Here is a 12,981-nt window from a genome sequence, read left to right as displayed (position 1 = left end):
TTGTAGCATAAATGCTTGGTTTTTGCATGAATTTGCAGAAATCCAAGCTGCGAATCTTGCAAGCCATTTTTAAAAAATAATTGATTCAAATATTGGCAACATCCCACTAAAAATGGCTCTCTCGATATCAGGTTCAGATGCTCTTCAGAAATTACACATATCTCTTTCTTTTGTTAGAAGTTCGTTTTTTATCTATGTTTTTGTTTGTAAACGGTTTCAAACTCTGCTATACTAAGCTTAAGAACACATTAAAAAGGAGGTTTCTTATGAAAAACTCATATAAGAAACGCTTATATACACAAGCCCTCAGCCTATCCGCTGCGGTTCTCTTAGCCGTTTTAGCTCAAGGAAATGCGGCGGCTGATACACTTGACCCTGCTGAACCTCCGCAAGACAGCAGCAAAATCAGTGCTCTTGTGGAACAGCCTAAGCCTGCAAGTACAGAGAAACCTGAAGAAACTTCGACTACTCCACAAGCTGAGCCACTAGAGAAAAATGGCCCATCTGAAGCTGCCGACAGCAAGGCTCCTAGTCTTCCTTCCACAGCCCCAGAGGAAAAAGCAGCTGATGCTAGCCAAAAACTGGATACTGCGCCTAAAACAGAAGTCCGCGCAGCCAGCACCCAAGAAAGCAAGGTTCAGCTTGCTGACAGTAAAGTTTACATGTCCGAAAAAGCCAGCATTGAAGAAACTATTCAAGAACAGGGCGCTCACGCTGGTAAAATCACCTGGACACTAGACAACAAGCCTATTAGCGAGTGGAAAACTTGGAAAATGGATGACGGCACCTTCACTGGCGACCCATTTGTCACTGTCGAAGAAAAAGCTGATGGAAATGACCTAAAAGTTTCCCTCAAATTTAATGAACTATTTGGTCAAGACTTAAGCCTGCGGACACCGAACAATATCCGCAGAACCTACCGCAACTTTATGGGAACTCATGAATTAGTCGGAACTAGTGAAGATCTTGGCCTGACCATTCGCAAGAATATCGTCCTTCGTCCTTACGAAGATTTCCATACCCACGATGAAATGCTCGCAGCTATCGAAAAGAGCCGACAAGATGCTAAAAAAGACCGGCTGGTCCAAATCGAAACAATTGGTAGCAGTGCTCAAGGTCGTGATATCAAGCTCGGTATCATCAGCTCTGACCAAAAGAGCATCGACGACTACCTCAATACAACCAATAAAGTTGCCCTTACTAAACCAGCTGAAATGTTAGCTGCTCTGAAAAATGGTAGGCTGGACTACAAACTTCCAGTCCTTATCAACAACACCCATGCTGACGAACAGCCAGCTATTGACATCATCACTGGACTCTTCAATACTTTTGCGACCAAGGAGCAAATTTCTTTCCAAACAACTGATGCCAACGGTGCGGCTAAAAATGTCACTCTTAATGTCAAAGAACTCCTCAAGAAATTCATTTTCCTCTTTGACTTTACTGAAAATCCTGACGGAGATGTTGCCAATACACGTGCTCTTGCCAACGGAATCGATCCAAACCGCGACACTAGCTATCAGGCCAACCCAGAAACCCGTACTGTAGCTGGACTCATCAACAAATGGAATCCAATTGCCCTTTATGATATTCATGGATTTGTTAAAGAATTCTTGATAGAACCCGCTACCCCACCGCACGATCCAAACTTTGAATATGACCTTTTGTCAAAAAATATGCTGGAAAATGCTCACCATATGGGACGTGCTGGCGTTGCCAACTCTAAGTATGATAGCTACATCATCCCTAAACTAGACTGGGGCGATGGCTGGGATGACTCCTTCTCCGGCTACACTGGTGTCTATGCTATGTACCACGGCATATTAGGCCATACCATTGAAATCCCTGAGGGCAATCAGGAAGCCTACAAGGCTGGCTATCACGCTGTCCTCGGAGGCATCTCCTACCTGTCCCAAGATCCTGACAAGCTCATGGAAATGCGCCTAAACTTCTATCTCCGTGGCATCAACAAGGTTGAAGATCCAAAAGCTGAAAATGAGTTGGTCGGACCTGACGGCAAGGTTGTTGGACGGGTAAAAAATGGTCAGAAAAAATTCTTCCCTGACTATTATGTCATCCCAATGGGTCTCGACAAAGACAATGATTCCCAACAAGCCTTTAATATGATTGAATACTTCAAGAGAAACGGTGTTGTCATCCAAGAATTGAAGGAAGATGTCGGCAACTATAAGAAGGGCGATCTGGTTGTCGATATGGCTCAAGCTAAACGTGGCTATGCCAACCATATCCTCTACAAAGGATCAAACGAATCTGCTTGGGCTGCCATGTATGCTGAACTTTTGGTAAACTTCCCAGATATGAGAGGCTTTAAAGCTGAGCCTATCTTTAAAGATAAACTCTTTGATGGCAAACTCGGTGAAGTCACTGCTCTCCGTGCTACTCGGACGCGCGATATCAACTATTCAGCACCTTACTATGTCATCGCTAATACATCTGACAGCGCAGTCAAAGCTGTCAACCAAGCCATTCGCCAAGGTAAGAAAGTCTATCTGACAGAAGATGGTTATATCGTTGATACATCAACCTTTGCAAATCTCTTAGGTGATTATGCTATTTACGGAGACGCCTTGTATAAGGTTCCGGAAGGGCCAAGCTTGAAAGCACTGAAGGTCTATGCACCTCCTCATCAATTCTACTGGGCAGGAGTGGACTCACCTGCTCATACCGCTCTGGCATTGAAAAATCTAGGCTTTGATCTTGTCGATACACCTGAGGAAGCTGATGTCATCGTCCTTGAAAGCAACAAGTTCGACAAGTCTATTCTTGGTCGCAAACCAACCATTATAGTGGGTGGCTCTGCTATGCAACGACTTGAAAAACTCGGTGTTCTAGATGGATTTGATGCGGAAAGATTCTCTGGTGGCAGCGATTTTGAAGGGCTGATGAAGGCAATTATAGACGATAAAGATCCATTGACTAGCGGCTATAAGAAGAATGATCTCTTCTATTCTAATTCTGGAAACTGGATCGCAAAAGCCCCTGCCAACTTCAAGACTTTGGCAACTATTGCAGACAGTGACTATTACATTGCTGGCTGGTGGCCAGGCAATGAAAAATTAGCCAATAAAATTGTCGCTATTTCTGGCAATTACAAGGAACATCCGCTCTTCGTTTACGCTGGAAACCCAACCAATCGTCTGCATACCATTCACTTCTACCGTTGGGTATCCAACGCTGTCTTTGGCAATCAATTGGCTGAGCTGAAAGATATGCCTGTCACTCACAAACCGAGTGTCGAAATTGTAGAAATTTTGAACCAAAAACCTCTGCCAAAACAAGCAGGCAAAACAGCCGACAAACCGACAGCTCCAAAAGCAAAAGAAGAGCAATTAGAAAGCCTAGCTCAGAAAACAAGCGAAGCACAACCTACTGCTACAGCTCAAAAAGCAACAAATACACAGCAGGCTCAGCTCCCACAAACAGGAAGCAAGGAAAACTCTGCTCTCTTTACAGTTGCAACAATTCTTCTAGCTACAAGCGGGGGTCTCTTCTTGCTCAAAAAGAAAGAAGCGTAAGCATTTCTCGTCTGCTAGATAAACCTTTGCTTAAAATAGCCTCTTAAATATAAAAATCGCATGGACAAATCATTTCAGATTCATCCATGCGATTTTTTCGTAACTTATGATCCTGCAATCTGATCCAATATTGAGGAAAGCTCAATCGGATATAGACTTTCATTATTAAGCTAAACCAGTTAGAACAGCGCTCACAAGAAATAATTTTTACTCTTTATCATTGATTTTAGGGACTTGAATCATTGCTCTATTCCACCATCTCAATCCAAGAATCGAAATACTGCTCCATAAAATGAGTCTGCTCCGCTATCAACGTTTTGTTAATCTCCTCATTAATAGGAGCCAAGACCCACTTGTCTTCTATATCATCATGCCGATGGATGATAGCAACTAACTTTCCTGTAAAATTTTCCAGAGGCTGCTGCTGGTCATGGAAAATAATATACACATCCTGCTCTTCGCCATCTCCACCCATTAGCTCAGGGATATAGCCATAATTAATCGGATAGACATTCCCAAAAGAATCTTCAAAACCGACCGGCCGATCAATAATAGCACTAAACATTTTTTCCTTGCATTTCACCCTTTCTTTACCTCCATCAGCTACTTTCTAGCTTCATTATACAAGAAAAATCCCGCCGGAGCGAGATTTTCTATCTATAGCCTGATTATTCGTTTATAGTTCCTATATGATGTAAACCTTGCACCACATGAAATTAGAATAGACTTCGCTGTTTTTCCTGTTGCTACTTGTCAAGGACTTTTTAATCAAAATCATCTTCTTTTCGTCCGATTTTCTCCTAAGCTCCCTCAGCATTATTCTTGTAAGTTTATCTTGCATTGTTTCAGTTGCATTTTCATTGAAATGGACAAGAACCTCATAGGTGATCTTTTCAATCTTTCTCTTTGTGCCAATTCCTTTTTTTATCTGTGTTTTTCAGTTCTTCTATAAATTGACCTTTCCGTTTTTGAATTTTTGACACCAAAAAAGGAAGTATCGCTATTTGCTTTTGCTTCCTCTCTACAATTTATTTAATTGTTTTACTTTGACAAACTGAGATTTAGATTTTAACCCTTACGGAAAGTATAACGGGCTATTCTCCTGAAGTATTTTCTATAATATTAGAGTTTAATACAGAGTGTAGCTATATAGTCATTTCCATAACGTGATAATCTATTTCTTTTGTCACAGGATTCATAAAAATCGATCATAGCGAGACCATTTTTAAGTTGTCCTCTAATCTGAGTTTCTAAGGTATGGCTAAATTCATAGCCATATTCTGGATTTATGGTTATCTTGCCTTCCGCTTCAAGCTCTTTTGAATTAAAAGGGAGTGAAAACTGTAACAGTAATTCTTCATCGGGTTTGTCCCATACAATGTCAGCATCATACATGTATATCCAAGGGTTCATAAATCCGACCATTAACAATCCACCCTTTTTCAATACGCGAGAGGCTTCTTTATACATGTTTTCTAAATCTTCTATATATACATTTGAAACCGGATTAAAAACAATATCAAAAGTTTCATTTTCAAATGGAAATGGTTTTGTCAGATCGCTTTGAACGGTATGGATTTTTAAACCTTCTCTTTTAGCAACCATCTCATCTCTTTGTAATTGTGATTTAGAAAAATCCATTATGGTTACATCATAACCTTTTATAGCAAAAACTGGTCCCTGCTGTCCACCACCACAAGCTAAACCTAATATCTTTTTTCCATTTGCTTTTTCAAACCATTCTTTTGGAACTTTTTTCCCAACAGTTAAAGCAACAGAAATTGGATGATTTCTAACTTCTTCTAATTCTTCATGTGTCAATGGCTCAGTATAGGCATTTTTTACGTTATTCCATCTATCTTCATTTAATTTTATATAATCGGTCATCTTATAATCTCCTCGTAATTTTATATTATTCCGATTTAAGTTGAATATATTGCCATTACTTGATTTCATTTTATTATACCATATGTTCAATTACTATTATTTCAATATTTTCTTAATTAGTATTTTTAAAATTTATTTTTCCTATATTTAAAATATCGAATCAAAGATTGTTATTCGTACACGTGCTACTCATGGTGAAGCTCCAGACGCAAATTATGAAGATAATGGTAAAAACACTCAAAGTTATAGGAAAGTTCAACTCACATTTTTCGTCACACACATATATTAGATTCGTTAACTAAATAAGTGTGGAAAATTTGTGGCAAAACAAAGAAAAAAGGTTTATCCAAATTGGATAAACCCTGTTATATCAAGCTTTTACAAACTTCTTAAGCTTTACCTTCTGAACCGAAGACATCAATACGTTCTTCAACTGATGCTTGGATAGCTTTGACACCGTCAGCCAAGAATTTACGTGGGTCGAAGAGTTTCTTCTTGTCGTATTCTGCTTCGTTTGCTTCATAGTCACGAGCAAATTTACGAGTTGCGTTAGCGAATGCGATTTGGCATTCAGTGTTAACGTTAACTTTCGCAACACCAAGTTTGATAGCTGCTTGGATTTGGTCATCAGGAATACCTGAACCACCGTGCAATACGATTGGGAAACCTGGAAGAGCTTCTGTCAATTTCTTCAAGTGGTCAAGGTCAAGACCTTCCCAGTTTGCAGGGTAAGGACCGTGGATGTTACCGATACCAGCTGCCAAGAAGTCGATACCAGTTGCAACCATTGCTTTAGCGTCTTCGATTGGAGCCAATTCACCTTTACCGATGATACCGTCTTCTTCACCACCGATAGTACCAACTTCAGCTTCTACTGAGATACCTTTAGCGTGTGCTTTTTCAACAACGTCTTTAGCCAATTTAAGGTTTTCTTCAACTGGAAGGTGTGAACCGTCAAACATGATTGAAGTGTAACCAACTTCGATACACTCAAGTGCATCTTCGTAGTGACCATGGTCAAGGTGGATCGCTACTGGTACAGTGATACCCATTGATTCAACAAGGTTAGCGATCAAGTTGCGAGCAACTTTGTAACCACCCATATATTTGGCAGCCCCCATTGAAGTTTGGATCAAAACTGGTGCTTTTTTAGCTTCTGCTGCGCGCAAGATAGCTTGAGTCCACTCAAGGTTATTTGTGTTAAATCCACCAACTGCATAACCATTGTCACGAGCTGCTTGGACAAATTTTTCTGCTGAAACGATTGCCATTTGTAATAGGCCTCCTCTTATTTTTTGTGGAATGAACCACTTACATTGTTTATTTTATCACTTTTTCACTAAAATTGCTAGTTTTTCCTGAAATTTTAAGTAATTCCCAAGCAATTTTTGAATTCAGACATTTTCAGCTTCTTTGAAAAAACAAAAAAACTGACCGAAGTCAGCTAATTCTATGCGGAGAGAGGGACTTGAACCCTCACGACCTAAAGCGGTCACAGGATCCTTAGTCCTGCGCGTCTGCCAATTCCGCCATCCCCGCGATTGAGTACCTTACTAGTATAACAGGATAATCTCCCCTTGTCAACACCTTTTTTCAAAACTTTTTAAAAGTCTTTTCAAAAATAAAAATGAGATAGGCACAGAAACAAAAGCCTATCTCACTCTTTTCATTAATGTTTCTCCAGATTGCGTAGCATCTGGTCAATCTTGTTACCGTACTCAATAGACTCGTCTTTGACGAAGGTCAAATCTGGAATCTTATACATCTTGAGATTTCGACCCAGTTCACGCTTAATGGTGCCGGTTGCCTTTTCCAAGCCCAGCTGCGCCTTTTGATTTTCCGAAGCCAAGTCACTCATGATACTATAATAGACCTTGGCCATAGACAGATCACCCAGCATTTGGACATCGGTAATGGTCACACCTTGAACACGTGGATCACGAACTTTCTTCTGCAAAATCTCATTGACTTCGCGCTTGATTTCCATTCCTACACGGTCGGTACGAAAATGATTTGCCATAGGATTTCCTTTCTAATTTTTTCTTCTGCAATATGAGGCTGGGACAAAAGTCCTAGCCTCTCAATTGTCTTTGGATTGTCGAGCATTGAGTGGGCTCTACTAGGCTGATTTCATCAGCTTTTACAGTCCTACTCAACTGTGCGGAGGTGGGACGACGAAATCGAAGTCTAACGAATTACCGATTTCTGTCCCACTCTCATATTTTTAGTTTTAGTTGAATGAAATTCGCTCTAAGCTCTTTGCGAAAAAGGTACTTGGACTAGAAGTATCGACTTCCATCCAATATACTTTTCACTGAGAGTTTTTACAGATTTCTTAGCTTATTTCTTAATTTCTTCCATGATGTAGGCTTCAATCGTATCATCCACTTGGATATCGTTATAGCCGTCAATCATGAGACCACCTTCGCGGCCGTTAGTGACTTCTTTCACATCATCCTTGAAGTGCTTCAAGCTAGCCAACTGACCATCGTAAATCACGACGCCATCACGGATAACACGAACCTTAGAATCACGGGTAACTTTACCATTGATAACCATAAATCCACCGATAGTACCAACTTTGGAAACTTTGAAAGTTTCGCGGATAAGGGCTTCCCCGATGATTTTTTCTTGGTATTCTGGGTCCAGCATTCCTTTCATGGCATCTTCCATTTCTTCGATAACCTTATAGATAATGCTGTGAAGACGGATTTCTACATCATCAGCTTCTGCTTGCTGACGCGCTTGAGGCGTAGGGCGGACGTTAAATCCAATGATGAAGGCATTTGAAGCTTCTGCAAGGGTGACGTCTGATTCGTTGATGGCACCAACTGCTGAGTGAACGATGGTCACTTTCACACCTTCCACTTCAATCTTTTGAAGGGAAGCAGCAAGGGCTTCAACCGATCCTTGAACATCAGCCTTGATGATGACATTAACGGATTTCACTTCTCCAGCCTTCAAGGTATCAAAGAGATTTTCAAGGCTGACACGGTTGGTTGCTTGACGCTGTTTCATCAGCGCACGTTTCGCACGTTCTTCACCGGCTGCACGCGCAGATTTTTCATCTTCATAAACCGCAAAGTGGTCACCCGCCATCGGAGTTTCGTTGAGACCAGTGATAGAAACCGGTGTAGATGGACCTGCCACTTTGACACGACGACCCAAGTCATTGGTCATAGCACGGACACGTCCGAAGGTATTTCCGACAACGATTGGATCTTGAACATTCAGCGTACCTTGTTGGACGAGAAGGGTCGCAACTGCACCTTTTCCTTTATCCAAACGAGCTTCGATAACCGTACCGATGGCACGAACAGTTGGATCTGCCTTAAGTTCTTGGATTTCAGCTACAAGAAGGACCGTTTCCAAAAGTTCATCGATATTTTGGTTGAACTTGGCTGAAATTTCTACAAACTCAGAATCTCCACCCCAGGCAGTTGACATAACCCCATGTTCAGCCAATTCACCGATGACACGTTCTGGGTTGGCACCTGGTTTATCAATCTTGTTAATAGCCACAATGATTGGGACATTAGCGGCTTTAGAGTGGTTGATCGCTTCAATAGTCTGAGGCATAACACCGTCATCAGCTGCTACGACCAAGATGGTAATATCGGTAACAGAAGCACCACGCGCCCGCATCGAAGTAAAGGCCGCGTGTCCAGGTGTATCCAAGAAGGTAATCTTCTTGCCATTTTCCACGATTTGGTAAGCCCCGATATGCTGGGTGATTCCTCCCGCTTCACCTGTTGCTACACGTGAATTACGAAGGGTATCCAAAAGGGTTGTTTTACCATGATCAACGTGTCCCATGATGGTGACAACTGGTGGACGCTCTACCAATTCATCTGGATTCAAATAGCCATCTTCGACGAAGAAGCGTTCGATATCCGCATTGTCCACTTCAACCTTTTTCTTGGCTTCAATTCCATAATCCACTAACAGAAGTTCAATGGTATCGCCATCCAAGGATTGGTTTTGTGTCGCCATCACTCCCATCATGAAGAGTTTCTTAACGATTTCCGCAGGCTCACGCTTAATCCGTTTTGCGATTTCCGCAACCGTCATTCCATCTGTGTACTCAAGTTCACTTGGCAACTCATGGAACTTGCGTTCTGTAACAGGTTTTGGAACCTGATTCTGGTTACCTTTTCCTTTTTTATTTTTCTTATTGTTATTCCAGTTACTGTTTCTTTGATTTCTCACTTGATTTTGACTATTTCGATTCTTTTGTTGTTTTCTTGGACCTTCTTCTTCGCGATCAAAATCATCGCGCTTCTTATCTGGTCGAGCTTGCTTTTTACGACGAGTATCTACCGCAGCTTGTGCTGGTGCAGGAGCAGGAGCAGCCGGTTGGACTGTTTCAGCCGGAGTAGGTTTAAATACTTCAGCAGTTGTTGTCTCTGCTTGGACTGGGTCTTTTCGTCTATTCTGACGTTCCTGTGCCTCTTTAGCTGCTTGAGCCTGCTTGAAACGCTCCTCACTAGAACGTGCGTACTCCGCATTTTGCTCTGCTTTCAGAGCTGCTGCCCGAGCCTTAAAGTCAATTTTCGGACCTTGAGGCTGTTGGCGGTTTTGACCGTTAAATCCTTGATGATTCTGACCATTCCGACGGCCATCTTGACCACGATTATCACGACGGTCATTGCGGCGCTCTTGGCGATCGTTGTTGGCCTTGCGGTCATGACGATCACGCTCATTACTTTCCTTCTGGTCAGAATTTTGTGGTTTCCGATATTGTTGCTGCTTACGTCGCTCTGCTTGTTCCTTGGCACGCGCTTCACGCTCTGCCTTAAAATTTCGACTTTGTGGCCGAGCTGGAGCCGGTTTAGCAGGAGCTTCAGTTGTCACTGCTTCGGCAACTTTTGGCTCTTCTTTTTTAGCTGGAGCAGCTTCCTTTTGAACTGGAGCAGCAGGTTTTTCAGCTACTTTTTTTGGTGCTGGCTGGGAATTTACCTCTTTCTCTGGAAGGGGCTTAGCGACTTCTTTAGCCGCGAAGCTAGCCTTGATGCGCTGACCTGCTTCTTCTTCTACGCTGGACGAGTGGCTTTTAACTTCTAGACCTAATTCCTTAGCCCGAGCTACTACCTCTTTACTTTCCTTCCCCAGTTCTTTTGCGATTTCGTACAATCTAATTCTAGACAATTCTTGTCCTCCTCTTCTATTGCATAAGAGACCTCATTTTCTTTATAAAACCAGCATCTGTGACGGCAGCTACTTTACGAGCCTTGCCAATCGCAGTGCTTAATTCCAGTGTTGAAAACACGGTTGACACTTCTATCTTGTAATAATGGCTTTTATCAGTAATCTTTTTTGTCAGATTTGGTCCGGCATCCTCAGCTAGAAAGATCAGATGAACCTTACCTTCTTGGATGGCTTTGATGACCAATTCTTCTCCTGAAATGATGCGGCCAGCCCGCTGGGCCAAACCCAGCAAGTTTGCTAGTTTTTCTTTATTCAAGACCCAACTCTCTTCTCTTGACTTTGTGATCGACATAGGCAATCAGCTCGTCGTAGAAACTTTCTTCTACTTCCATACTGAAACTACGATTAAAGACCCGTTTTTTCTTGGCCTGCTGAGCTTCTTCATTATCTAGCTTGATATAAGCACCTCGCCCATTAGCCTTGCCTGTCGGATCAATGAAGACCTGACCTTCTTTATTCTTGACGATGCGCAACAGATCACGCTTGTCAATCACTTCATTTGACACAACTGATTTTCTTAAAGGGATTTTTCTTGTTTTTGCCATATCTGCCTCCCTTATTCTGCGGCTACTGCTTCACTTTCTTCGAGTTCGATTTCAGTTGCCACTTCTGTATCATTCAGCTCTTCCGCTTCAAATTCTGCTGAAGGAGCATCTACTTCGGCTGGTACGTAATCTTGGCCAAATCCACCAAGCTCGTTGGCCGCTTCCATTGCTTCAAATTCGCTGGCTGACTTGATATCAATTCTAAAGCCAGTCAAATGAGCTGCCAAGCGAACGTTTTGACCACGACGGCCGATAGCCAGAGAAAGCTTATTATCTGGCACAACAACCAAAGCTCGCTTGTTGTCTTCTGCATGGAAGATAACTTGATCGACCTCAGCTGGAGCAATGGCATTGTAGATATACTCGGCTGGATCGGCAACCCATTCGATGACATCGATATTTTCCTCAGTCGGAATCATACGGCCACTTTTGGCATCATATTTGGCTGGGTGGAATTTGCTGGTAATCTTCTTGATATTGGCACCACCACGTCCGACGATGGTTCCGATCGCATCCACGTTTGGATTGTGGCTGCGAACCGCTACCTTGGTTCGATCGCCCGCTTCACGAGACACGCTCATGATTTCAACAGTTCCGTCGTAAACTTCAGGGATTTCCTGCTCCATCAAGCGTTTGATCATTTCTGGATGACTACGGCTAACGAAAACATTGACACCACGAGGATTGTCTTCTACTTTGTAGACAAAAACCTCGATACGGTCATGAGAGGCAAAGACCTCACCAGGAATCTGGTCTTGCTTAGATAATTGTGCTTCAATAGTGCCCAGATTGACATAGATAAAGCGATTATCAAAGCGCTCCACTGTTCCTGACATGATTTCATTTTCATGTTCTTTGTAGGTATTGTAAGTGATGGCACGAGTTTGTTTGCGCATCTTTTCCATGATGGTCTGCTTAGCAGATTGAGCTGCTACGCGGCCAAATTCAGCTGGTGCTTCTTCAAACTTGATCTTGTCTCCTAGCTCATAGGCAGAACTGATCGCCAAGGCATCTTTGAGGCTGATTTCCAAGCGGCTGTCAAAGACCTCATCCACGACTTCGCGGACAGTATAGACACGGAAATCACCTGTTTTTTCATTAAACTCAATGGATGCGCTGTCTGCCTGACCGTAGCGACGACGATAAGCAGAGCGCAGAGATTCTGTCACTGCTTCGATAATATCTTCTTTTTTAATACCTTTGTCCTCTTCCAAAATACGGAAGGCCTCTAGCATTTCTTTACTCATCTTCATGTAACTTTTGCCGAAACAAAAGTATTCCTTTCTTCATTAATATTGCGATTTGTTATTAAAATTTAACGGCCAATCTTGCTTTTGACACTAGACTATATGGAATTTCAACTTCTTTTTTGCGTGTTTTGTCCATATATTCCATAAGCAAAACATCATCTTCAAATCCAAGTAGAGTTCCTTCAAAAACCTTGTTTTTATCCAGTGCCTTATAAAGGCTGACATGGATATAACTGCCGACTGCAGCTGCCACAGCTTCCTTGGTCTTGAGCGGGCGCTCCAAGCCTGGACTGGTCACCTCCAGAAAATACTGGTCAGGAAAAGGATCTGGCTTGATAGAGTCCAACAGAGGACTGATAATATCGGTCAAATCTGCTGTATCGTTGACCGTAATCCCCTCGGGCTTGTCTACAAAAACACTGAGAACATGGTCACCGCCCATCTTTCCATACTCAATATCCACCAATTCATAAGGTTCTTGGATGGCTGGCTCAATGACTTCTCTTACTAATTCAACAATCGTTGCGATAAGACTGCACCTCCTCACAGACAAGA

10 protein-coding genes, 1 tRNA gene and 2 pseudogenes are annotated in these 12,981 nt (G+C 42.3%); 1 reads left to right on the top strand and 12 read right to left on the bottom strand.

Annotated elements, in window-relative coordinates:
• Window positions 1-266: 266 nt before the first annotated feature.
• Window positions 267-3,536: an LPXTG-anchored zinc carboxypeptidase gene (locus tag FXF62_RS05440; RefSeq protein ID WP_149517947.1), complete on the top strand. Its 3,270-nt coding sequence runs from the start codon at window positions 267-269 to the stop codon at window positions 3,534-3,536.
• A gap of 247 nt (window positions 3,537-3,783) precedes the next feature.
• Here the strand turns inward: FXF62_RS05440 and FXF62_RS05435 are convergent, their stop codons facing one another.
• The 12 genes and pseudogenes from FXF62_RS05435 to rimP form a co-directional block, all read right to left on the bottom strand.
• On the bottom strand, window positions 3,784-4,101 hold the full coding sequence (locus FXF62_RS05435) for an inorganic diphosphatase (RefSeq protein ID WP_149517946.1): 318 nt from the start codon (window positions 4,099-4,101) through the stop codon (window positions 3,784-3,786).
• 120 nt (window positions 4,102-4,221) lie between these two features.
• Window positions 4,222-4,425, bottom strand: coding sequence for a transposon-encoded TnpW family protein (locus tag FXF62_RS05430; RefSeq protein WP_262881600.1), 204 nt, complete (start codon window positions 4,423-4,425; stop codon window positions 4,222-4,224).
• A gap of 233 nt (window positions 4,426-4,658) precedes the next feature.
• Window positions 4,659-5,423 carry a class I SAM-dependent methyltransferase gene (locus FXF62_RS05425; protein ID WP_149517945.1) on the bottom strand — a complete coding sequence of 255 codons (765 nt, stop codon included), beginning with the start codon at window positions 5,421-5,423 and terminating at the stop codon, window positions 4,659-4,661.
• A gap of 389 nt (window positions 5,424-5,812) precedes the next feature.
• Window positions 5,813-6,694, bottom strand: a complete 882-nt coding sequence (locus FXF62_RS05415) for a class II fructose-bisphosphate aldolase (RefSeq protein ID WP_001018995.1) — start codon at window positions 6,692-6,694, stop codon at window positions 5,813-5,815.
• A 182-nt stretch (window positions 6,695-6,876) separates the two neighbouring features.
• Window positions 6,877-6,962 (bottom strand) — tRNA-Leu (locus FXF62_RS05410).
• Window positions 6,963-7,092: 130 nt separating this feature from the next.
• Window positions 7,093-7,443 carry a 30S ribosome-binding factor RbfA gene (rbfA, locus tag FXF62_RS05405; protein WP_149517944.1) on the bottom strand — a complete coding sequence of 117 codons (351 nt, stop codon included), beginning with the start codon at window positions 7,441-7,443 and terminating at the stop codon, window positions 7,093-7,095.
• 320 nt (window positions 7,444-7,763) lie between these two features.
• Window positions 7,764-10,349: pseudogene (gene infB, locus FXF62_RS05395) on the bottom strand (translation initiation factor IF-2); the annotation flags it as partial.
• Between the two features lie 71 nt (window positions 10,350-10,420).
• Window positions 10,421-10,571, bottom strand: a pseudogene (locus tag FXF62_RS11000) (translation initiation factor IF-2 N-terminal domain-containing protein); the annotation flags it as partial.
• A 16-nt stretch (window positions 10,572-10,587) separates the two neighbouring features.
• Window positions 10,588-10,887 carry a YlxQ-related RNA-binding protein gene (locus FXF62_RS05390; RefSeq protein ID WP_149517942.1) on the bottom strand — a complete coding sequence of 100 codons (300 nt, stop codon included), beginning with the start codon at window positions 10,885-10,887 and terminating at the stop codon, window positions 10,588-10,590.
• Complete coding sequence (gene rnpM, locus FXF62_RS05385; protein WP_045498837.1) at window positions 10,880-11,176, bottom strand: RNase P modulator RnpM; 297 nt, start codon at window positions 11,174-11,176, stop codon at window positions 10,880-10,882. Before rnpM ends, FXF62_RS05390 begins: the two co-directional genes overlap by 8 nt.
• A gap of 11 nt (window positions 11,177-11,187) precedes the next feature.
• Window positions 11,188-12,423 carry a transcription termination factor NusA gene (gene nusA / locus FXF62_RS05380; protein ID WP_316578647.1) on the bottom strand — a complete coding sequence of 412 codons (1,236 nt, stop codon included), beginning with the start codon at window positions 12,421-12,423 and terminating at the stop codon, window positions 11,188-11,190.
• 61 nt (window positions 12,424-12,484) lie between these two features.
• Entirely contained in the window at window positions 12,485-12,973 is a 489-nt protein-coding gene (gene rimP, locus FXF62_RS05375; protein ID WP_185760541.1) for a ribosome maturation factor RimP, read from the bottom strand.
• Window positions 12,974-12,981 lie beyond the last annotated feature (8 nt).

The sequence above is a fragment of the Streptococcus cristatus genome (assembly GCF_008369405.1).
In the GTDB taxonomy this organism is placed as follows: Bacteria; Bacillota; Bacilli; order Lactobacillales; family Streptococcaceae; genus Streptococcus; species Streptococcus cristatus_G.
Note: the sequence above shows the minus strand (reverse complement) of the source record. Positions and strands in the feature narration are given on the sequence as shown.